The following is a 21,789-nucleotide window of genomic DNA, read 5'->3' on the forward strand; positions in this document are numbered from 1 at the left end:
AAAATTATATCATGAAGAAAAAATCTATTTTTATAACACTGGTCTTACTGATTTTTCAGGCAGGATCCGTGTTCAACGCCCAACAGCTTAATCCTTTGGGAATATGCTATGTGGAAGTAAATAACAACAATATGCTGAATGTAGGGTCTTATACTCTGCAAAACAGCAATAAGCAGCTTTTTGATGTAGCCATTATTTTTGCGGCCAACATTAATTATGATGTTTCCAAAAACCGGGCTTATATCTCCAGTAACAATAACGTTACTAAAGTCTTAAACAATCTAGATACCTATGTAAAACCTTTACAGCAAAAAGGAATAAAAGTATTGCTGGATATTCTGGGAAATCACCAGGGAGCAGGTATCTGTAATTTTCCGAACCGGGAAGCGGCCCGTGACTTCGCTTTACAGATTGCCCACACCGTATATACTTACGGCCTGGATGGTGTAGACTTTGATGATGAATATGCCGGCTATGGAAATAACGGCACCGGCCAACCCAATGACAGTTCATTTGTGATGCTTTTACAGGAGCTTAAGGCAGCGATGCCGGATAAGCTGATCACTTTTTATTATCTGGGGCCTGCAACATCAAGACAGGCTTATAATGGCGATATGGCCGGAAATTATATCAATTACAGCTGGAATGCATATTATGGAACCTACAGCGCGCCAAGTGTACCACCTCTTAATAATACCAAGCTTTCTGCTGCGGCAACATGGATCAATAATACTTCTTCTTCCATACTGTCAACATTGGCAACCAATACGATTAACGATGGCTACGGTGTTTTTATGTGGTATGATCTTAAAGGAACAAATAGCGCGAGTTATCTGAGCACAGGATCAAATATTTTATATGGTGAAAATACACAACTTACCGGGCAGCTGTATTCATGGACTCAGGGAGTAACCTGTAATCCGCCTTTAGGACTGGAAGTAACCAATATTGCAGGTACTACAGCCAAACTAAACTGGACGTCCGGAGGCTCTCAAACCTATAATATTGATTATAAACCTGCAAACTCGACCACATGGATAAATGCTACAAATAACTATTCCGGAAACAGTATTGTCCTTAACAATCTGACTCTAAATACGAATTATGACTGGAGAATACAATCCAACTGTTCTTCGACATTAAAGAGCACGTATCTGTTTGCCCCAAGATTTAATTCAGGGAACGGATGCGAAGTTCCCGGAAATCTGGTATCTCAAAGCTTTCTTGGAAACACGGCCCAATTATCCTGGGATGCAGGAAACGTTTCATCGTATACTCTGCAGTATAAAACAGCGGCTGCATCTACCTGGACTGAGATTCAAAATATTTCAACCAATACCTACACGTTGCAGAATTTATCTGAAAATACAAACTACGTATGGAAAGTACAATCGGGATGTGGTGGAACCAATGCGAGTACATATTCAGGTGAGGCCTCATTTAACAGTGGTTTCGCACCTGTTCAAAGTCCCGGGGCAAGATCGCTTTCTTTTAACGGAAGTACTCATTACCTTAATGCAGGACAGTTTAATCTCAGCGGGAATGCCTTAACCTTTGAAGGCTGGGTAAAAGTCAATTCGTTCAAATCCGCCTTCCCTTATATCTCGTCAGTGCTCGGAATCGAAGTAGGAGACAGTAATTCAGCAATGCTGAGGTTTGGTGACGGTAATCTTGCCAATAACAAACTGCAGTTCATCCTGAGTTTCGGATCTTCTCAGATAAAACTGAACAGCAATACAGGACTGAACACAAATACCTGGTATCATATAGCGGCTACTTACGATGGAGCTTCTATGAAAATTTATATCAACGGAAATCTTGATGCAAGCTCTTCCGCTACAGGTAATTTTACAGCAAATGGTATCCTTTATCTGGCGAGGAATTATGATAACTCACGTACGCTTAACGGTTTACTGGATGAATTCAGGGTCTGGAAAAAAGCACTGACCACCCAGGAAATTACAAATAATATGTGTGCCATTGCAGCAAATACTCCCGGTCTTGAAGCGAATTGGAAAATGGATGAAGGCAGTGGTAACGGAGCTCTGGATGCTACTTCAAATACTCATTTTGCTACCTTAATCAATATGTCAGATTCTAACTGGAAAACAGACGTAGCCTGTAATACTTCATTATCCGTAAGAGATATTAACGCAGAAAAAGGAAACAGCGTTTATCCGAATCCGGTTAAAAAAGGAAATGACATCCATTTTACCATCAACGACAGCTCTGCGGATGAAATCATATTGTATGATATGTCCGGAAAACTGGTAAAAAGACAGAATATTAAGAAAAATAATACGGTAATTAATACCCATAATTTATCCGCCGGCACTTATATCTATAAAATAGAATCTGGAAATAATCAGATGATATCTTCCGGAAAAGTAAATGTGGAATAAATTTCAGTATTGACAAAACAGTCAGCTAAAAATATAGAATTGGAATGAAGCCTGAGACCGAAAACGGGCAGGCAAAGATTGAAAATAATGAAGAAAATGCAAAATATTGTAGGAATAGATATTGGTGGTTCGCACATCACAATGGCTCAGGTACATCCTGAAAAACGTGAAATTATTACATCAACCTATGTCAGGGAACATGTTGATTCCTTCGAATCCCGGGAAGCTATTTTTTCTGCATGGGTTTCCGCTATAGAAAAAGTTACTCATGACCTGATCAGAGAAGATCTTTTAATAGGCATTGCAATGCCCGGCCCGTTTGATTACGAAAAAGGGATTTCTTTGATGCAGCAGGGAAAATTTATGGATATCTATCAGGTTAATATTAAAGAAGAATTAGCAAAAAGACTTTCTGTTTCAACCGGTCAGATTCATTTTGTAAATGATGCGGCTGCCTTCCTTGAGGGCGAAGTTTTCGGAGGTTGTGCACAGGGATTTAAACGGATTTTTGGCGTTACTCTGGGAACAGGGCTTGGTACAACGTTTTATAATGGTGAGATTGCTACAGATGAAGATCTCTGGGATTCTCCTTTCAGGGATTCTATTTGTGAAGATTATCTGGCGACCCGTTGGTTTGTAAATTATTATAAGCAGATCACCGGCGAAGAAATTTCAGGAACCAAAGAATTATTAAGCAAACCTCAGGAGATTCAATCCAGGATATTTGATGAATACGCAGATGCTTTCGCTGAATTTATTGTGAAATATGTCATAAATTATAATCCTGAAATTCTGGTGATAGGCGGAAATATTGCAAAGGCTTACCCTTATTTTAAAGGAAAATTTAATGAAAATTTAGTGAAAAATAATATTAACTTGCCTGTCAGAATTTCTGATATTTTTGAAGATGCCGCTATCTTGGGTGCTGCCAGCTATGCACTGAAGAAAGCCTGAATAAATTAACAAAACGATACAATGAAGTCTCTATTTTCAACTTTTTTCTTTTTATTAAATGCCTGGGTTTTCAGCCAGAATATAGCTCCGGCAGACTACGTGAATCCGTTAATGGGAACCCAGTCTAAGCCGTCTTTATCCAACGGAAATACCTATCCCGCAATAGGACTTCCATGGGGAATGAATATCTGGACACCGCAAACTGGTAAAATGGGCGACGGATGGGCTTATACCTATGATGCAGACAAAATAAAAGGTTTTAAACAAACCCATCAGCCTTCTCCCTGGATGAATGATTACGGAGCTTTTGCCATTATGCCGGGCGTGGGAAAGCTGAAGTTTAAAGAAGATGACCGCGCAAGTTGGTTCAGTCATAAAGCGGAAATCGCAAAACCATATTATTACAGCGTTTATTTAGCCGATATCAACGTAACAACTGAATTTACACCAACGGAAAGAGCCGCCTTTTTCAAATTCGATTTTCCAAAAACAGACAGTGCCTATGTGGTGATCGATGCGTTGAATAAAGGATCTTACATCAAAATTCTTCCGAAAGAAAGGAAAATTCTGGGCTACACTACCAAGTATTCCAGAGGGAAATATGAAAATTTCAAGAACTATTTCGTTATCCAGTTTGATAAAGATTTTGATCTGACAACAACCTGGAAGGATGATAAATTCATAAAAGACCAATTGGAAATTACAAGCGATCATGCAGGAGCAGTGGTAGGGTTTAAACTGAAAAATAAAGAAGCAGTCTACGCAAAAGTAGCTTCATCATTCATTAGTTTTGAGCAGGCTGAGCTGAACCTGAAAAGAGAAATAGCCAACAAAAATTTTGAGCAGGTAAAAGCAGATGCCAAAGATACCTGGAATAAAACGCTGGGAAAAATCGAAGTAAAAGGCGGAACAGACCAGCAGATGAGAACATTTTATTCCTCTTTGTACAGGACCTTGTTTTTCCCTCAGAAATTATATGAAATAGATGCTCAGAATAAAATAAAACACTGGAGTCCTTACAACGGGAAAATACTCGACGGAAGAATGTTTGCCGGAACAGGGTTTTGGGATACTTTCCGTGCATTATACCCTTTCCTTAATCTGGTGTATCCGGGGATCAATGTCGAAATGCAGGAAGGCCTGGCAAATACATTCAAAGAAGGAGGCTTTCTGCCGGAATGGAGCAGCCCGGGATATTCAGATATCATGATCGGAAACAATTCTGCCTCCGTAGTCGCAGATGCTTATATAAAAGGTTTGCGTGGCTATGATGTTGAAACACTTTGGCAGGCGGTAAAACACGGAGCTGATCATGAAGGACCGATTGATGCGGTTGGCCGCAGAGGAGTAGAATATTACAATACACTTGGCTATGTTCCGTATGATGTGAAAATCAATGAAAACGCAGCCCGGACTTTGGAATACGCCTACGACGATTTTGCTATTTATCAACTAGGAAAAGCTTTAGGAAAACCTGCCTCAGAAATTGATATTTATAAAAAAAGAGCTTACAACTATAAAAACGTATTTGATACGGAAACGGGTCTGATGCGGGGTAAAAATAAAGACGGGAAATTTCAGGCTCCTTTCAATCCCTTCAAATGGGGGGATGCTTTTACCGAAGGAAACAGCTGGCATTATACCTGGTCGGTTTTCCAGGATATTGACGGACTTTCTAAACTGATGGGTGGCAAAAAGAAATTTGAAGCTAAGCTGGATGAGGTTTTCTCTCTTCCACCGGTCTTCGATGACAGTTACTATGGAAGTGTAATCCACGAAATCCGTGAAATGCAGATCATGAATATGGGACAATATGCACACGGGAACCAGCCTATTCAGCATATGATTTATTTATACAATTATGCCGGTGCTCCGTACAAAACACAATACTGGGCAAGGCAGGTGATGGATAAATTGTATATGGCAACACCCGATGGTTATTGTGGAGATGAAGATAACGGGCAGACTTCTGCATGGTATGTATTCTCGGCTTTAGGATTTTATCCGGTAACGCCAGCAACAGATCAGTATGTTTTGGGTGCGCCGTTATTTAAGGAAGCAAGCATTCACCTGGAAAATGGTAAAAAAATCGAAATAAAGGCTCCGGAAAACAGTGCCGATAATTTATATGTAAAATCATTGAATGTAAATCTTCAGCCTTATTCTAAAAACTGGCTGAGCCATAAAGAGCTGATGAAAGGAGCTGTCCTGGAATTTAAAATGGATAATAAGCCCAATAAAGAAAGAGGCTCACAGGAAAAAGATTTCCCGTATTCAATGTCAAAAGAATAATTATAGAAAAATAACATTAAATAGTATTACAACCGTATGAGTGCAGAAAAAAAAGAAATATTTGAGAAAGTAGAAGAAATGTTGAAAGGCCAGGGTTTTGATCTTGCAGCAAAAGATGATACAAGGCCCTGGGGAGGTTTTTTTGTGATTGATGAAAATCAGGCACAGGATTTTGCCAATCAGTATTTTGATGGTATTGATGTAGAAAGCTTAAAAATCGGTGGAAAACTGAGTCCAAAGATCCTTCTTGTTGCACCGGATGCAAGGCTGAGCTGGCAGTATCACCACAGAAGAGCTGAGATCTGGCAGGTAATTGAAGGGACGGTAGGTATCAAAACAAGCCATACTGATGAAGAAGGAGAGTTGAAAGAATATGGGCCTAAAGATCAGATAAAACTTCAGCAGGGTGAAAGACACCGCCTGATCGGTTTACAGGGTTGGGGTGTAGTGGCTGAAATCTGGCAGCATACGGATGCGTCAAACCCGTCAGACGAAGATGACATCGTCAGAGTACAGGACGATTTCGGAAGGTAATCTAAAATAAGTATATCCATCTGTCCGCAAATTCTCATACCCGGAGAAGTTGCGGACAGAGTTTTTTAACGGCTGATATTATGAAAAAAAGTATTTTATGTTTTTGTATAAGTATTCTGTTTATGGTTATGACCAGAGGACAGGAATTCTCATCACCCAACGCTACCTTAAAACTGAATTTTAAAATTGAAAAAGAAGGAGCTCCCTATTATTCTTTGAATTATAAAAACAAAACCATATTAAAAGACAGTAAGCTCGGATTTATCCTGAAGCCTTCCTATTCTTTTTTTTCCGGATTTAAAGTAGAGAATATTGAATATGCATCTTTTAACAAAAACTGGAAACCGGTTTGGGGACCCGGCAAAGAAGTTGTAAACCATTACAATGAAATGCTTGTACATTTGGTACAGGCCAAAACCAATTGGAAACTTGATATAAGATTCAGGCTTTTTGATGATGGTTTGGGTTTCAGGTATGAGTTTCCGGTTCAGGCAGACCTAAGGCATTTTACGATAAAAGAAGAAATGACGGGCTTTAATTTAGGTCAGGATTACAAAGCCTTCTGGATTCCGGCAGATTATGATACCAATGAGTTTCCTGTAACTACCTCTAAATTGTCTGAAATTTCCGGATTAATTGATGAGGTACGGAAAGAGCCGTTGGCAGCAAAAGCTCCAAGTGCTACCCTTGCCGTACAAACTCCATTGATGCTGAAATCTAAAGAGGGTATTTATATCAATATTCATGAAGCAGCTCTGGTCAATTTTCCGGCAATGACACTTAATCTTGATGAGAAAAACTTAATCCTGTCTTCTAACTTAACACCGGATAAAAACGACGACAGAGGATTTGTGCAGACAGGTTCTGTTAGCCCCTGGCGTACAATGATTATCAGTGATGATGCTCGGGATATTTTATCTTCCAACCTCATTGTCAACCTGAATGAGCCAAGCAAAATAAAAGATACATCATGGATTAAACCTACCAAATATATTGGTGTTTGGTGGGAATATTTTACGGGCGGTGGCTCTACATGGGCATATTCTGACAATCAGGATGTCAGAATTGGTGAAACAGATTATAAAACTTTAAAGCCGAACGGAAGACATGGAGCCAATACAAAACATGTAAAAAAATATATTGATTTTGCAGCAGAAAACGGCTTTGATGCTGTTTTGGTAGAAGGCTGGAATGAAGGTTGGGAAGACAATCAGGCCTATAGGAAAGAACATATTTACAGTTTCACAAAAGCATATCCGGATTTTGATGTAAAAGAGCTTCAGGCTTATGCAAAAAGCAAAAATGTGAAAATCATCATGCACCACGAAACAACATCTTCTGCGGTTGATTATGAACGACAGCTTAAAGATGCCTTTCAGTTCATGAATGATAACGGATATGATGCGGTAAAAACAGGATATGTAGGACCGATTATTCCCCGAAGTGAATACCACGACAGCCAGTGGATGGTAAATCATTACAGATATGTAGCCGAAATGGCAGCCCAATATCATATTATGGTCGATTCGCATGAAGCGGTACGGCCTACAGGTCTGCACAGGACTTTCCCCAACTGGATTGCCCAGGAATCTGCCCGTGGAACAGAATTCGAATCGTTTAACGGAAGCAAACCGGATCATACTACAATATTACCATTTACCCGGCTGATAGGCGGTCCGATGGATTATACACCCGGTATATTTGAAGGGGATTTATCTGTTTATGGCAACAATAAAGCTCAATTAAGTACAACGCTTACCAAGCAACTTGCACTTTATATCACCATGTACAGCCCGCTTCAAATGGCTGCGGATTTGATTGAGAACTACAAAAAATATCCTGATGCTTTTCAGTTTATTAAAGATGTGGCAGTCGACTGGGATGCTTCATATATCCTTGAGGCAGAGCCCGGAGATTATATTACCATAGCAAGAAAAGCAAAAAATAAAAATGAATGGTTTGTGGGAAGCATTACCGATGAAAACCCAAGAGAGGCAACTGTAGACCTGTCATTTTTACCCAAAGGTAAATTTGAAGCCATTATTTATAAAGACGGAAAAAATGCAAGCTGGAATCACAATCCTAAAAGCTATGAAATTTCCAGACAACAGGTCGGTTCGGGGAATAAGCTAAAAATAAAAGTGGCTCCCGGCGGTGGTTTTGCCATCAGTATCAAAGCTTTGAAATAAGAATTCGGGGCGGCACCTTTGGTGCCGCCCCGAACTTTATCTTCTATAATTAAGTATTTAAAAAGTCACATCCAAGCCAACATAGAAATTGGCCTTCATAATTGGAGCATAAATCATTCCGCCGTCAAAATAATTTCCGAAAGGATTTTTATAATCTATAATCGCATTTTTCTGGGTATAAGAAGTTAAATTCTCTCCACCGAAATACGCCCTGATCTTTTTATTGAAATTTCTCGAAATCTGGGCATTCAGGATTGCATAAGATCTGGAATAAGCCGGCAGCTGAAACTCTTCAGGATTTATTGAAGTATTAGGAAGCCTTTGTTTTCCTACCCAGTTTAAAGTAGTGTCAAAGCTCCAGAATCCATCATTTTTATCCTTGTTGGTTGCATACGCTAAATTCACAAAACCTCTGTGTTTGGCCATAAATGGGACTTCTCTTCTGCCATCCATATAATCGGCCTGTACATCATAATATTTATAAGCCAGTCTTACATCAAAATTTTTGAAAGGCGTAAAATCCCATTGCGTCTGAAAACTGTTCGCGAAAGATTTCCCTTCAAGATTGTAAAAGGTAAGCTGCTGAGGTGAACAGTCAAGATCAACTAAAACCTGGTCCTGGAAATCCGTTCTGAAAAAATCGGCAACAATGGAAGATTTTCTCCCGAAAATTTTAAACTCCTGCTGCAGACTTAAGCCGTAATTCCATGCGATCTCCGGCTTTAAACCATAAATATCACCACCATTCTGAATAATCTCGATCGTACGGTTAGACGCAAAATATTGCTGATTTTCCGCAAAAACAGAAGCTGTTCTGAAGCCTCTTCCGGCAGAAAGCCTTACAATAGTCTGTGGCGTGATATCATATTTGAAATTCAATCTTGGCGTAAACTGTGTTCCTGCAAGATTATGAAAATCAATCCTCGCTCCGGCTACCAAAGTATATTTTAATCCTGTTAAAGTATATTCTGCAAAAGCTCCCGGAACAATCTCATTCCTTTTAAACGGAGTAGTCAGGTAGGTTTCATCATATCCGTCATACATAAAACTTGCTCCGGCTTTATATTTATGATTGGTATTTCCGAGAATACTTTCAAAAATCAGATTGGAATAAAATGTATTCTGCTTGCCGGAATAATTTCTCAAACCGAAAAAGCTGTCCTGCTGATGATACACATACTGATTCATCCAGCCTAAGCTCTGGTAAGGCTTTCCTTTAAAAACATAACCCGTTTTGTTCCAGACCTGGAATCTTGAAATATTAATTCCTACACCATAAGCAGACTGTTCTTTCTGATCTAGTTGTTTATCAAATGCCGTTTGCCCTGCCGTTCTTTCATCCTTTACAAAATTGATCCCGAAGTGAGATCCCAGTCCTGATTTTTCCAGATCATTGTAATTAAGCAAATAAGCTGTATTCAGTTGAGTTCCTTTCGGTCTGTCGAGAAAACCGTCGTCATTCATATCCGTATTCCCGAAAGTTCCGTTTCCATGTAATAAAAACGTTTGTGACCATTTTTCGTTAATAGGGGATACGCTGGTGATATTGGCTTCAGCCCGGCCATTAAAATCTGAAAAAAGATTCAGTGAGGTTTCCGGTTTTTCTGCATTTTTTAAAAGTTCAGTATTAATTTGCCCTGTAATGCTTTCATATCCGTTAGTAACGGTACTTCCCCCTTTGGTAAGCTGAACATTTTCAATCCATCTTCCGGGAATGAAACTTAGTCCATAAGCAGATGCCAATCCTCTGATTTCAGGCAAAAGCTCCTTTGTTAAACTTGTGTATTTCTGATCCAGGCCGAGCATTTTCAGCTGTTTGGTTCCGGTAACAGCATTGCTGAATGAAACATCTACCGTTGCATTGGTTTCAAAGCTTTCAGACAGGTTGCAGCAGGCCGCTTTTAAAAGCTCTTTTTTGTCAATATTAAAAACCAGTCCGGCTTCTTTCTTACTCAGTGAAGTAGAAGCTCTGGAAGCCGATAACTGTATCCCTTCAATTCTTTTTTCATTGGGCTCCGTACCGGTCTCCGATTCTCCGGAAGAATGCGTTGAATGGTCAGGCTTTTCCTCTTCCAAATGTACATTGGCTCCTTTTTCTCCCATCGGAATTTCCCTGTCGTAAAGACAACAGCCCGGAAGATTATTATAAACTTCGTCTGTCGACTTATACTTTTCGTTGTCATGGCCTGCTTCGGCAATCTTTTTTAAAATTTTATCTGCAGAAGTTTTGGAAGGGGTAAAGCTTAAAACAACCGTTTGTTTCTCAGCGCTCCATTCTGCCGAATCTGCCCCTGCATTTTTAGCGGCTTTTTCAATTCTTGCCTTGCAGGAACCGCAATTTCCTTTTACATAAAATTCATTTTCTGCTTTAGCATTTTGAACAGCAGCATTGGAAGGTTGGAGATCCCTTTCATAATGGCAGCAGTCCGGAAGGCTCTTATAAGTTTCGTCAGAAGCCTTGAATTTTTCATTGTCATGGCCTGCTTCAGCTACTTTCTTAAGGATCTCATCCGGTGAAACAGTGCCTTCGGTTTCTAAAGTAAGCATCTGCAGATCGATGGAATATCTCGCTGCTTTTGCACCTGCTTTCTGTGCCGCAGATTCTATTCTATCCTTACACATTTCACAGTTTCCTTTGACTTTAAACTGACTTTTTGTAAGATTCTGAGCAAAAATAAATGGGGTAAATAATAGGAATAAACCAAGAATAACCTTGGAAATATATAATTTCATTTTGTTTAAAATTTAGTTAATTAAAAAACGGTTCATCAGAATATAATGAACCCTACTGGTTTTAATTAAGCTATTTTAGGCGGTTGCCAGATCTCTTTTAAACGGTCTGAAAGATGAGGATCACAATATTGAAACTGTAATCTTTTATTGGCTTTATAATAAGATAATTCTAAAAGAAGTCCTTTGGAAAAAGGAGTTTCTATGAAAGTATAACAAGCAACACATGTTGAACAACAGTTGTCACTACACGATTTTGTTGTTTTTTCATGGTTTGAAGATGACTGATGGTTTTTACAGCAGTCATCTGCTTTAGAATCAGCTTTGCAGCAGGTTGCCTGTTCAGATTGTATATAGAAGTCAGCCTTAGGGATCAGAAAAACCCCTAAACAGAAAATGATTGTCAGAATCTGAAATAACTTCATGAATGCAAAATTACAAAAATTATGGTAATGGCTCACCTACTTTTACCGCACAATTATGGAAAGGTTCTCCATGTGCCGGATTTAGCTTGGGTTTTTCACCACTGGCTAAAGCTTGTTGTACAGGAGCAGGATTGCTTTGCTGAGCAACATTCTGAACCGGTTGTGGAGCCGGAGCCGGTTTGCTGTTTAACGGCTGTCCTACAGGAATGTCACAACGGTGTCCCGGCTGTCCGTGAGGCGGATTCATTCCCGGAGCTGTCTTGACTACTTTCCCTGTGTTATCTGCTGTGAATTTTCCGGGTTTCACGGAATTCGGATCGATTTGAATGGTTTGGGTACCGTCACTGTTTACGGTAACATTCTGCCCGGATTGTGCAGGCTTACTGTTTAGCGGTTGTCCTACAGGAATGTCACAACGGTGTCCCGGTTGCCCGTGAGGAGGATTCATCCCCGAAGCTGTGGGCGTAGCCGCATTTACGGCAACTGGATTCGCTGTATTCTGAATATTGGTTTTGTTAATGCCTGCCTGGTCTAAAAGGGAAACTTTAGGCGTGTTATTCACTGCTACACCTGGTTGCTGAACACCGGCTTCCTCTTTTAAATAAGTTGCTCTTTCGTCTTTTTTGCAGGAAACGGTAAATAGTGAAACAGCTATAAGGCCCAAGAATGTCTTTTTCATATCCAAATCGTATGAAACAAAATTAGCAAAACATTTTGAATTGTTTTGCTAATTTTATATTTATAATCCTGTTTTGGAATTAATTCTTTACCAGAAGTCTGAACCCTTCTCCGTGAACGTTGATAATTTCCAGTCCTTCGTCATCTTTTAAAAGCTTACGAAGCTTGGCAATATATACATCCATACTTCTTGCCGTAAAATAATTTTCTTTCTTCCAGATCTTTCTTAACGCCAGGTCTCTCGGCATAAAATCATTGCGGTGGATGCAAAGAAGCTTAAGTAATTCATTTTCTTTTGGTGAAAGCTTATATTCCTTATCACCTACTCTTAATTGTCTCAGCATAGAATCAAAGAAGATATTGCTGATTTTAAACTGTTCCTGTTCTTCATTTTCAAGCGTTGAGCTTCTCTGAAGAATAGCCTTGATTTTGTATAAAAGCAGCTCGGTGTCAAATGGTTTGGTGATATAATCATCTGCTCCCAGTTGATAACCTTTCAGAATATCCTCTCTCATATTTCTTGCTGTCAGGAAAATAATAGGCGTATTCTTATCGATTTTTTTCACATCCTCAGCCAAAGAAAATCCATCTTTTTTAGGCATCATGACATCGAAAATACAAATGTCAAACTCATTCTCCGTAAATTCCTTCAGCCCCTGTTCTCCATCTGTTGCAAGCGTAACCTCGAAATTATTGATCGTCAAATAATCCTTCAATACAGCGCCAAAACTTTGGTCGTCTTCTACTAATAATATTCTGTTGCTCATAATTTTAAAAATTAAAAATTAATAATAAGAATGACTCTCTCACTCTCTCTTTTCTTATATATTTTTGTTAAATGGTTTTTTATGTTATAAATTGATTACTGATAAAATGATGATTGCTTTCCGGCATCATTTATTACTCATTTCTACGTCATCGGCAGTTTAATGGTAAACGTGCTTCCTTTATCTTTATGAGAGTCTACAATGATCTGTCCTTTATGCAGCTCTACAATCTTTTTAACGTAGGAAAGTCCAAGACCCTGTCCTTTTACATTATGGATATTTCCTGTTTCTTCCCTGAAGAATTTTTCAAAAATCTTTGTTTTATTCTGGGTTTCCATTCCCATTCCTTTATCTGAAATTTCAATGACATACAGGCTGCCCTCATTCCTTGTCTTCACATGGATTTCAGGAGCTTCAGGTGAATATTTATTGGCATTATCCAGAAGATTCACCAGCATATTTGAAATATGGAACTCATCTATTTTAAAGTTGTAGTGAGTGGCATTGAATTCCTGGGTAAGTAAGCCGTTCCTTTGTGATACAATAAGATTGAAAGATTCCGTGGTCTTTTTAATCAGCTCCCTTACATTGGTTTCCTTTAAGAATAATTCCACTTCATTTCTTTCAAGCTTAGACATATTCAAAACATTTTCCACCTGCTTCTTCATTCTTAAATTCTCCTGCTTGATCAGTTCGGAATAATACTTTACCTTATCCGGATTAGTGGCAATTTTATCATTGGCTAAAGAATCTGTAGCTACAGAAATGGTTGCCAGTGGAGTTTTAAACTCATGCGACATATTATTGATAAAGTCGGTTTTCACCTCTGCCAGTTTCTTCTGCTTCATCATATAATTGATGGAAATAATATAAATTCCGAGAATAGTCAGTAATGAAAGGAAGGTTCCCAAAAGCATTGGCCAGTTGTTCATCGCCAGGGAATATTCTTTTTTAGGGAAAACTAATGCCAGATTATATAAAGTCCGGTCTTTTTGATCGGTGAAAATAGGATAGCTGTAAGTATTGCTGTCATTTTTCTCTTTATAAATCTTATTGGTAACGCTTGTGAGATTATTGTTTTTGTCTGTGATCCCGTATCCGAATTTTGCCGTAATTCCCCTTATTCTCAGTTCTTTTGTAATCACCGAATCGAGGATCTTCCCATCCACTCTTTTCGTAATCGGTAAGTTATTTCCATATATTTTAGCAAATTCTTTCATGGAATAATCACCGTTTTCAATATCCTGGTTGAGATCAGTGGTCAGGAGCTCACGGTTGGTCGTGTCTCTTTTTACTTTATAAGCGGCTTCATCCGTATATAATGTGGTAAGTTTTATGGAATCTCCTTTTTGAGAAATCGGAAGCTGGGTTTTTTCGATAATATTTTTAGAGTAAATAATCTGTCTCTGAGTGCCGGAATCTTTTACCTGCTGAATCGTGGTTAAAGAAGGCTGATCATTATTCGCCAGAATATTTTTTCTGAAATTTTTAAAATCATCATTCAGGTATTTTTCCACCTCAATTTCGGAGACACTTTTGGTGGTGCTTTCCAGTGCAGAATAAACCTTATTTGAAAAGTCCTGTTCTAAGGCACCATAATATCCTTTCAGCCAATAAAATTGGAGCGTCACAAAGACAATCAGTGAGATCGTCATAAACACTGAAATTATTGGTATGAATTTGTTATTCATTACTTTATTTTAATTTATTTGGAATGATGAGTGTTAAAATTAATTATTTTATGACTTGATGAACAAAAAACGAGCCAAAAAATTGTCTTTTTTTTCTTAAAAGAATGTTTTTTAACATTTAATTATAAATATTTGATTACTTGTCCTATGAAAAGTCCTGCCAGAAATTAAAATAGTAAGTTTGTTAAAAATAATTACTTATGGAATCAAATATCGTTTTTAACAAAGATTTTGACTCAGACAGCGTATATGTAATGAAAATCTATAACGCTGATGTTTCAAAAGTGTGGGATTATTTTACCAAATCCGAATTATTGGATCAATGGTGGGCTCCAAAGCCTTGGAAATGTGAAACGGTGAATCAGAATTTTAAGGAAGGAGGAGAGTGGCTCTATGCTATGGTAGGTCCGGAAGGTGAAAAGCACTATGCGAAGGTAAAATATGGAGAAATCATGGAACACAGAAGCTTTGACGGGATTGATGCTTTCTGTGATGAGAAAGGAAATATCAATGAATCTTTTCCGCAGTCTCAATGGTTGTTAGGTTTTACAGGCGTAGAAGAAGGAACTAAAGTTACGGTTAATATTCATTTTCCATCCCAAGAGGCTCTGAAACAACAGCTGGAAATGGGATTTGAGGAAGGCTTCAAGATGGGCTTGAATCAGCTGGAAGGTATTTTGAATGGCTAATTTGAACGGTTTCTCATTATTTAAACTTAAAAAATATCAATAGAAACGGGCTTTAGCCCGTTTCTTAATTAAAAAAATCTGTTGGCTTTAGCCAAAACCTATTCGGAGTCACGAAATGTCAAAATAAAAATGGAGAGTAAAAACTATTCTCCATTTTAATATACTAATGATATTTTCAAATTAATTCTTCATCCTGAAAATATTGGATAATTGCTTTTTTCATAAGCAAAGCCTGTTCGTTTGGCCTCAATTCCGGAAGTTCTTCCAGCTTGTCAAACTGTGGCCATCCATCCTCATAATGTGAAAATTTATAATATCCGAAGGGTTCCAGCAATCTGCAGACTGCAATATGTATTAAATTTACTTTATCGTCTTTAGTATATTTCTGCTGGCCGCTTCCTAATTCCTGAAGTCCGATTAAAAACAATAAGGTTTCAATCGGTGGATTTTTTTCAGTCTGGAAATTGTCTTCAAAAAACTGTTCTATTTTTTTCCAGTATTCAGCTTCGTTAATCATTCTTTTTTATTTTCTAATTTTAATAAAAAGGCATATTCCAACGCATCTTCTTTTAAGGATTCAAATCTTCCGCTTGCTCCTCCGTGTCCGGCGCTCATATCCGTTTTGAAAAGTAAAAGATGGTCATCAGTTTTTAGCTCTCTCAATTTTGCGGTCCATTTTGCAGGTTCCCAATACTGAACCTGTGAATCATGCAGGCCGGTTGTAATAAGCATATGCGGATAGTCTTTTGCCTCAATATTATCATAAGGCGAATATTCTTTCATGTAATGATAATATTCTTCGTCATTCGGATTTCCCCATTCATCGTATTCGCCGGTTGTCAACGGAATTGTTTCATCCAGCATTGTGGTAACCACATCCACAAAAGGAACCTGGGCAACAATACCATTGAATAAATTAGGCTCATAATTGACAACAGCTCCTACCAATAACCCTCCCGCACTGCCACCCATAGCATATAAATGCTTTGATGAAGTATAATTTTCTTTTATTAAATGTTTTCCGGCATCTATAAAATCAAAGAAGGTATTCTTTTTAAACAGCATTTTTCCGTCTTCATACCATTCTCTTCCTAAATATTCTCCGCCACGGATATGGGCGATGGCATAAATAAAGCCTCTGTCTAAAATTGATAATCTCACGTTAGAAAAGCTGGCATCTACCGTATGTCCGTAGCTTCCGTAGCCATATAAAAGAAGAGGCGTATCTGCTGATTTTTTTGTGTCCTTATGATAGACCAGGGAAATAGGAACTTTGGTTTCGCCATCTCTTGAATCTGCCCATATTCTTTCCGAAATATAATTTTCAGGAATGAATTTTCCCCCTAAAACTTCCTGTTGTTTAAGAAGTTTAGTGGTTTTCTCCTTCATGTTGTACTCGAATGTTGAGCTTGGCTGGGTCAATGAAGTATATCCATACCGTAATATTTCGGTATCAAATTCAAGGTTAATTCCGATATAGGCAGTGTAAGTAGGATCTGAGAAAGGAAGATAATAAGCTTCCTGTGTCTTCTCATCAATGACTTTGATCTGAAGCAAACCTCTTTCCCTTTCTTCAAGAACCAGGTAATCTTTAAATATTTCAAAACCTTCCAGTAAAACTTCAGCGCGGTGCGGAATTACATCCACCCAGTTTTCCATCCCACACTTATCTATTTTTGTTTTTGCAATTTTGAAATTGATGGCATCATCTGCGTTGGTAATGATATAAAATTCATCTTTATAATGCTCAACAGAATATTCGAGATCATCAATTCTTGGCTGAATGATAATCCATTCCGCAAAAACATTATCCGACGGAATAAAACGATGCTCATCCGAGATTGTGCTTGAGCTGGCAATGAAAATGTATTTTAAAGATTTTGTTTTGAAAACATTCACGTCAAAAGTGTCATCCTTTTCGTGGAAGATCAAAATATCTTCGGAAGAATCTGTTCCCAGCTTATGTCTGTAAACCTGGAAAGCACGCAGATTTTTATCTTTCCGGATATAAAAAATGTGCTCATTATCATTGGCCCAGACGGCTTTTCCTGTTGTGTTAAGAATGGTGTCAGGTAAGATTTCTCCTGTTATAAGGTTTTTGAAATTGATACTATAAATTCTTCTTCCCACATCATCGGAGGAAAAAGAAGTCAATTGATTATTGGGGCTGACTGCCACGCTTCCCACTTCAAAAAAAGTTTTCCCTTCGGCAAGAATGTTTACATCTAAAATAATTTCTTCTGTGTTTTCCAGGCTCTTGTGTTTCCTGCAGAAAATAGGATACTCTTTTCCCTCTTCATATCGTACAATGTACCAGTATTCATTAAAGAAATAGGGTAGGGATTCGTCATCTTTTTTGTACCGGGATTTCATCTCTTCGAAGAGCTCATTCTGAAAATCTTCGGTGTCTTTCATCATGAAATCTGCGTAAGCATTTTCTTCTTCAAGGTATTGTATGACTTCAGGGTTCTCCCTTTCATTAAGCCAGAAATAATGATCATTTCTCCGGTCTCCGTGTATTTCTAGTATCTTTTCTATTTTCTTTGCCTGTGGAACTTTCATCAATATTAATTCTTGTTCAAATTTAGTTAAAAAAAAACCATCTTTCCTTTTAATGAAAAGACGGCTGTTTTATGTAGGATATTAAAAGCTATTTGTGAAGGCTTTTAACATATTTTTCCAATGCCATTGTCATGGATGGGGTTTCCTTTGTAGGAGCCATTAAATCTACTCTTAAAGAAGCTTCTTCTGCTGCTGCCAGAGTCGTATTTCCGAAAACACCGATTTTAGTTTCATCCTGCTTGAAATCCGGGAAGTTCTGCTGTAAAGACTTGATTCCTTGCGGACTAAAGAATATCAGCATGTCGTAATCCTTGATGTTAACATCAGTCAGGTCACTGCAAACCGTTCTGTACATAATTGCTCTTGTCCAGTCTACATTAGCTGAATCCATGGTTTTAGAAATGTCCGGACTCAACACATCAGAAGACGGTAAAAGATATTTTTCAGTTGGGAATTTCTTGAAAAGTGGTAACAAATCTGAGAAATTTTTCTCTCCGAAACTGATTTTTCTTTTTCTGTAAACAATATGCTTTTGGAGATAGTTGGCAATAGCTTCAGACTGGCAGATATATCTCATCGTATCCGGGACCGCAAAACGAAGTTCTTCAGCCAATCTAAAGTAATGATCGATCGCATTTTTACTGGTAAATATAATTCCTGTATACTGCGTCAGATCTATTTTCTGTGTTCTAAGTTCTTTGTTGTCAACCCCTTCGACATGGATAAAAGGACGAAAGTCAATCTTTATTTTTTCCTTCTTCGCTATATCCAGATATGGAGACGATTCACTAGGCGCTGGTTGAGATACCAATATAGACTTTATTCTCATCATTGACATTTATTAAAAAAATAATAATTTCCAAAGCAACAATAATGGTGCGATTTGGAGGGTGCAAATATACAAAAATTTATAATACCATTTTTTCGGTAATATATTGTTTTTGTGAAATAAATAGAAAAAAATCTTGAATATAAATACAAAAGCAAAAAAGCATAAATAGTAAAAAAATGCTTTATTTCTGTCTATAGGGAAATAATAGTGGGTTACATTTAAAATTATCAGTAAAAATGATAAGATGAAATAGAATTTTGTAGAGGTAAAATAAAAAATTGACCATTTTTTACCGTCACCTATACTCTGATAAAATAAAAAACCTAATGTAGATTTTAAAGCATAAAAAAATATGACCACCATCAAACAATATCCAAATTTATTCAACTGGTACCCTGCAATCTGTAAATCCGCAATATATTTTGGGACTATCGGAATATACTGGGATACCAGAACGGCCAAAGTAAGAGCAGTGACACAGGACGTGATAATCCAGCTGGGTAAATTGTTACTTGCGTCAAAATATTTTTGAAGCAGAAAGTCTTTCAGGTTGGCTTCCCTCTCTATGATATTCATCATGAAAACATATAAAAAGATGCAGCCCAGCAATATAAAGATTACCCAGTCGTTGTTCTCAGGTATTCTTATATGATTTGTAAAATTTTGTGATCGTGGCAACGGAATATTTTTTGCAAAATTATAGATTATTTTGTATAAAATAAAAAGGTTAAATAAACTATCTTTGCAAACTGAAATGAAAAAACTTGTCATTATCCCAACCTATAACGAAAAGGAAAATATTGAAAATATTATTTCCGCGGTTTTTGCGTTGGAGGAAGACTTCCATGTTTTAGTAGTAGACGACACTTCTCCGGATGGAACGGCTGATGTGGTAAAAGACCTACAGAAAAGGTTTTCGCACAATCTGCACCTGTCGATAAGACACGTAAAAGACGGCTTGGGAAAAGCATACATTCATGGTTTTAAATGGGCTATTCAAAATAATTATGATTATATTTTTGAGATGGATGCCGATTTTTCACACAATCCTAAAGATCTGCCTAAACTTTTTGAAGCCTGCTTACATGCAGATATGGCAATCGGCTCCCGATATTCCAAAGGAGTGAATGTGGTCAACTGGCCCATGGGAAGAGTTTTACTTTCGTATTTTGCTTCAAAATATGTAAGATTTATCTTAGGGCTTCCTATTCATGATACGACGGCAGGTTTCGTTTGTTTTTCAAGAAAAGTTCTCGAAGAAATCGGACTTGATAATGTAAGACTGAAAGGATATGGGTTTCAGATTGAAATGAAATTCAGGGCCTTTAAAAAAGGTTTTAAAATTGTAGAAGTGCCGATCATTTTTACAAACAGGATATTGGGAGAAAGCAAAATGAATGGCGGAATCATTCACGAAGCCGTCTTTGGAGTTTTAAATTTAAAATGGAAATCATTAATTAACAGATTATGAAAAAATTGATTTGCCTTTTTATTTTACTGTTTATGTTTTCCTGCAGGGATTATATAGACAAACCAAAAAATCTTGTCCCTGAAGATAAAATGTCAGAAATTCTTGCCGATCTGGCCATTAATGATCAGGCAACTTTTATGTATCCTAATTCTAATCTGGAAGCCGGAACAAGATTTGTCCTAAAAACCTATAATGTGAAATCAGAAGATTTTGTCGAGAGTTTCAAATATTATGTGGTGAAAGAAAAAATGAGCGGTATTGCAGAAGATGCACAAAAAATATTATTAAAAAAAGACCCGAAAGCAGATCAGTACGTAAAGGATAAACTGAAGAAAAACCTAAACGTACCTTCTTTCGCAAGATAATTGATGATGGAGAGATATAGTTCCATTCGACAAAAAATATCAGCCACATTAGTGGTGAAGTAAAAAAATATACGAATGAAATTTTTTAATATAGAAAAAACCTCTGAAGGAAAGGCTAGAGCAGGAGAAATTACCACAGATCACGGTAAAATCCAGACGCCTATTTTTATGCCGGTAGGAACTGTTGCCAGCGTAAAGACCGTTCATCAGAGAGAATTAAAAGAAGACATTAAAGCCCAGATTATTTTGGGTAATACCTATCACTTATACCTTCGTCCGGGAATGGAAACCATGCAGGATGCAGGAGGCCTTCACAAATTCATGAATTGGGATCTTCCTATTCTTACAGATTCAGGAGGTTTTCAGGTGTTTTCATTGGCAAGCAGCCGGAAAATGACAGAAGAAGGGGCAAGGTTTAAATCTCACATCGATGGAAGTTATCACATGTTCAGCCCGGAAAAATCAATGGAGATCCAGAGACAGATCGGAGCAGATATTTTTATGGCTTTTGATGAATGTACTCCTTACCCTTGCGAATACAATCAGGCGAAATCTTCAATGGAGCTTACCCACCGTTGGCTAAAAAGATGTATTGACTGGACAGAGCAAAATCCTGAGCTTTATGGTCACAAACAAAGACTTTTTCCTATCGTTCAGGGATCTACCTATTCTGATTTAAGAAAAATATCTGCCGAAGTTATTTCTGAAGCCGGTGCAGAAGGAAACGCCATCGGAGGACTTTCTGTAGGAGAACCTGAAGAGGAAATGTACAGAATCACCGATGAAGTGACCGATATTCTGCCTAAAGAAAAGCCAAGATATTTGATGGGAGTGGGAACTCCGTGGAATATTCTGGAATCAATAGGCCTGGGAATTGATATGATGGATTGTGTAATGCCTACAAGAAATGCCAGAAATGCAATGCTCTTCACATGGCAAGGGGTTATGAATCTTAAAAATGAAAAATGGAAGCGTGATTTTTCGCCTTTGGATGAGTTTGGGACAAGTTTTGTAGATAAAGAATATTCAAAAGCATATTTACGTCATTTGTTTGTGTCTAAAGAATACCTCGCAAAACAGATCGCGTCAATTCATAACTTAGCATTTTATCTGGATCTGGTAAAAGTAGCCAGAGAACATATTATTGCCGGAGATTTCTACGAATGGAAAAAATCCGTAGTTCCTGTGCTCAGACAAAGATTATAAAG

General features: G+C 37.8%; 18 protein-coding genes. 9 read left to right on the forward strand and 9 right to left on the reverse strand.

What is annotated here, in order from left to right; genetic code table 11:
* Nucleotides 1-11: 11 nt before the first annotated feature.
* From AB8P06_RS02465 to AB8P06_RS02485, 5 genes are all read left to right on the forward strand, one after another.
* Nucleotides 12-2,402, forward strand: a complete 2,391-nt coding sequence (locus AB8P06_RS02465) for an endo-beta-N-acetylglucosaminidase H (RefSeq protein WP_369837396.1) — start codon at nucleotides 12-14, stop codon at nucleotides 2,400-2,402.
* An 87-nt stretch (nucleotides 2,403-2,489) separates the two neighbouring features.
* Nucleotides 2,490-3,356: an ROK family protein gene (locus AB8P06_RS02470; RefSeq protein ID WP_369837399.1), complete on the forward strand. Its 867-nt coding sequence runs from the start codon at nucleotides 2,490-2,492 to the stop codon at nucleotides 3,354-3,356.
* Between the two features lie 21 nt (nucleotides 3,357-3,377).
* On the forward strand, nucleotides 3,378-5,648 hold the full coding sequence (locus AB8P06_RS02475) for a GH92 family glycosyl hydrolase (protein ID WP_369837402.1): 2,271 nt from the start codon (nucleotides 3,378-3,380) through the stop codon (nucleotides 5,646-5,648).
* A 36-nt stretch (nucleotides 5,649-5,684) separates the two neighbouring features.
* Complete coding sequence (locus AB8P06_RS02480) at nucleotides 5,685-6,182, forward strand: cupin domain-containing protein (RefSeq protein WP_369837405.1); 498 nt, start codon at nucleotides 5,685-5,687, stop codon at nucleotides 6,180-6,182.
* Nucleotides 6,183-6,262: 80 nt separating this feature from the next.
* Nucleotides 6,263-8,371, forward strand: a complete 2,109-nt coding sequence (locus AB8P06_RS02485) for a glycoside hydrolase family 97 protein (protein WP_369837407.1) — start codon at nucleotides 6,263-6,265, stop codon at nucleotides 8,369-8,371.
* A 57-nt stretch (nucleotides 8,372-8,428) separates the two neighbouring features.
* Here the strand turns inward: AB8P06_RS02485 and AB8P06_RS02490 are convergent, their stop codons facing one another.
* From AB8P06_RS02490 to AB8P06_RS02510, 5 genes are all read right to left on the reverse strand, one after another.
* Complete coding sequence (locus AB8P06_RS02490; RefSeq protein ID WP_369837410.1) at nucleotides 8,429-11,104, reverse strand: TonB-dependent receptor domain-containing protein; 2,676 nt, start codon at nucleotides 11,102-11,104, stop codon at nucleotides 8,429-8,431.
* A gap of 65 nt (nucleotides 11,105-11,169) precedes the next feature.
* Nucleotides 11,170-11,526 carry a hypothetical protein gene (locus AB8P06_RS02495; RefSeq protein WP_369837413.1) on the reverse strand — a complete coding sequence of 119 codons (357 nt, stop codon included), beginning with the start codon at nucleotides 11,524-11,526 and terminating at the stop codon, nucleotides 11,170-11,172.
* Nucleotides 11,527-11,545: 19 nt separating this feature from the next.
* On the reverse strand, nucleotides 11,546-12,205 hold the full coding sequence (locus AB8P06_RS02500) for a hypothetical protein (RefSeq protein ID WP_369837416.1): 660 nt from the start codon (nucleotides 12,203-12,205) through the stop codon (nucleotides 11,546-11,548).
* 79 nt (nucleotides 12,206-12,284) lie between these two features.
* Nucleotides 12,285-12,971, reverse strand: coding sequence for a response regulator transcription factor (locus AB8P06_RS02505; RefSeq protein ID WP_007842513.1), 687 nt, complete (start codon nucleotides 12,969-12,971; stop codon nucleotides 12,285-12,287).
* A 143-nt stretch (nucleotides 12,972-13,114) separates the two neighbouring features.
* A complete protein-coding gene (locus AB8P06_RS02510; RefSeq protein ID WP_369837420.1) occupies nucleotides 13,115-14,662 on the reverse strand; it encodes a sensor histidine kinase in 1,548 nt (515 codons plus the stop codon).
* 200 nt (nucleotides 14,663-14,862) lie between these two features.
* Here AB8P06_RS02510 and AB8P06_RS02515 point away from each other — a divergent pair, with 200 nt between their 5' ends.
* Complete coding sequence (locus AB8P06_RS02515; protein WP_369837422.1) at nucleotides 14,863-15,351, forward strand: SRPBCC family protein; 489 nt, start codon at nucleotides 14,863-14,865, stop codon at nucleotides 15,349-15,351.
* 175 nt (nucleotides 15,352-15,526) lie between these two features.
* On the opposite strand, the gene AB8P06_RS02520 is transcribed toward AB8P06_RS02515, so the two are convergent.
* The 4 genes from AB8P06_RS02520 to AB8P06_RS02535 all read right to left on the reverse strand — a co-directional run bounded on the left by AB8P06_RS02520 (nucleotide 15,527) and on the right by AB8P06_RS02535 (nucleotide 19,516).
* Nucleotides 15,527-15,868, reverse strand: a complete 342-nt coding sequence (locus tag AB8P06_RS02520) for a hypothetical protein (RefSeq protein ID WP_007842509.1) — start codon at nucleotides 15,866-15,868, stop codon at nucleotides 15,527-15,529.
* On the reverse strand, nucleotides 15,865-17,913 hold the full coding sequence (locus AB8P06_RS02525; RefSeq protein WP_369837425.1) for a S9 family peptidase: 2,049 nt from the start codon (nucleotides 17,911-17,913) through the stop codon (nucleotides 15,865-15,867). The genes AB8P06_RS02520 and AB8P06_RS02525 overlap by 4 nt, the downstream gene beginning before the upstream one ends.
* 88 nt (nucleotides 17,914-18,001) lie before the next feature.
* Nucleotides 18,002-18,742, reverse strand: a complete 741-nt coding sequence (locus tag AB8P06_RS02530) for a uroporphyrinogen-III synthase (RefSeq protein WP_369838373.1) — start codon at nucleotides 18,740-18,742, stop codon at nucleotides 18,002-18,004.
* A 12-nt stretch (nucleotides 18,743-18,754) separates the two neighbouring features.
* The gene (locus AB8P06_RS02535; RefSeq protein ID WP_369837428.1) at nucleotides 18,755-19,516 is read right to left on the reverse strand and encodes a DUF4271 domain-containing protein; all 762 of its coding nucleotides are present in this window, start codon (nucleotides 19,514-19,516) and stop codon (nucleotides 18,755-18,757) included.
* On the opposite strand from AB8P06_RS02535, the gene AB8P06_RS02540 reads away from it, so the two are divergent.
* The 3 genes from AB8P06_RS02540 to tgt all read left to right on the forward strand — a co-directional run bounded on the left by AB8P06_RS02540 (nucleotide 19,500) and on the right by tgt (nucleotide 21,787).
* Nucleotides 19,500-20,216: a polyprenol monophosphomannose synthase gene (locus AB8P06_RS02540; RefSeq protein ID WP_369837431.1), complete on the forward strand. Its 717-nt coding sequence runs from the start codon at nucleotides 19,500-19,502 to the stop codon at nucleotides 20,214-20,216. The genes AB8P06_RS02535 and AB8P06_RS02540 overlap by 17 nt on opposite strands.
* Nucleotides 20,213-20,581, forward strand: coding sequence for a DUF4296 domain-containing protein (locus AB8P06_RS02545; RefSeq protein WP_369837434.1), 369 nt, complete (start codon nucleotides 20,213-20,215; stop codon nucleotides 20,579-20,581). Before AB8P06_RS02540 ends, AB8P06_RS02545 begins: the two co-directional genes overlap by 4 nt.
* A gap of 75 nt (nucleotides 20,582-20,656) precedes the next feature.
* The gene (gene tgt / locus AB8P06_RS02550) at nucleotides 20,657-21,787 is read left to right on the forward strand and encodes a tRNA guanosine(34) transglycosylase Tgt (RefSeq protein WP_369837437.1); all 1,131 of its coding nucleotides are present in this window, start codon (nucleotides 20,657-20,659) and stop codon (nucleotides 21,785-21,787) included.
* The last annotated feature ends 2 nt before the right edge of the window (nucleotides 21,788-21,789 follow it).

Source organism: Chryseobacterium tongliaonense (assembly GCF_041224435.1).
Taxonomy (GTDB): domain Bacteria; phylum Bacteroidota; class Bacteroidia; order Flavobacteriales; family Weeksellaceae; genus Chryseobacterium; species Chryseobacterium tongliaoense.

Coding starts and splice junctions, on each gene's coding strand:
- AB8P06_RS02535 (WP_369837428.1), bottom strand. CDS start 19,516: ATGACAAGTTTTTTCATTTCAGTTTGCAAAGATAGTTTATTTAACCTT.
- AB8P06_RS02510 (WP_369837420.1), bottom strand. CDS start 14,662: ATGAATAACAAATTCATACCAATAATTTCAGTGTTTATGACGATCTCA.
- AB8P06_RS02540 (WP_369837431.1), top strand. CDS start 19,500: ATGAAAAAACTTGTCATTATCCCAACCTATAACGAAAAGGAAAATATT.
- AB8P06_RS02495 (WP_369837413.1), bottom strand. CDS start 11,526: ATGAAGTTATTTCAGATTCTGACAATCATTTTCTGTTTAGGGGTTTTT.
- AB8P06_RS02545 (WP_369837434.1), top strand. CDS start 20,213: ATGAAAAAATTGATTTGCCTTTTTATTTTACTGTTTATGTTTTCCTGC.
- AB8P06_RS02500 (WP_369837416.1), bottom strand. CDS start 12,205: ATGAAAAAGACATTCTTGGGCCTTATAGCTGTTTCACTATTTACCGTT.
- AB8P06_RS02480 (WP_369837405.1), top strand. CDS start 5,685: ATGAGTGCAGAAAAAAAAGAAATATTTGAGAAAGTAGAAGAAATGTTG.
- AB8P06_RS02490 (WP_369837410.1), bottom strand. CDS start 11,104: ATGAAATTATATATTTCCAAGGTTATTCTTGGTTTATTCCTATTATTT.
- AB8P06_RS02530 (WP_369838373.1), bottom strand. CDS start 18,742: ATGAGAATAAAGTCTATATTGGTATCTCAACCAGCGCCTAGTGAATCG.
- tgt (WP_369837437.1), top strand. CDS start 20,657: ATGAAATTTTTTAATATAGAAAAAACCTCTGAAGGAAAGGCTAGAGCA.
- AB8P06_RS02520 (WP_007842509.1), bottom strand. CDS start 15,868: ATGATTAACGAAGCTGAATACTGGAAAAAAATAGAACAGTTTTTTGAA.
- AB8P06_RS02465 (WP_369837396.1), top strand. CDS start 12: ATGAAGAAAAAATCTATTTTTATAACACTGGTCTTACTGATTTTTCAG.
- AB8P06_RS02470 (WP_369837399.1), top strand. CDS start 2,490: ATGAAGAAAATGCAAAATATTGTAGGAATAGATATTGGTGGTTCGCAC.
- AB8P06_RS02515 (WP_369837422.1), top strand. CDS start 14,863: ATGGAATCAAATATCGTTTTTAACAAAGATTTTGACTCAGACAGCGTA.
- AB8P06_RS02525 (WP_369837425.1), bottom strand. CDS start 17,913: ATGAAAGTTCCACAGGCAAAGAAAATAGAAAAGATACTAGAAATACAC.
- AB8P06_RS02485 (WP_369837407.1), top strand. CDS start 6,263: ATGAAAAAAAGTATTTTATGTTTTTGTATAAGTATTCTGTTTATGGTT.
- AB8P06_RS02505 (WP_007842513.1), bottom strand. CDS start 12,971: ATGAGCAACAGAATATTATTAGTAGAAGACGACCAAAGTTTTGGCGCT.
- AB8P06_RS02475 (WP_369837402.1), top strand. CDS start 3,378: ATGAAGTCTCTATTTTCAACTTTTTTCTTTTTATTAAATGCCTGGGTT.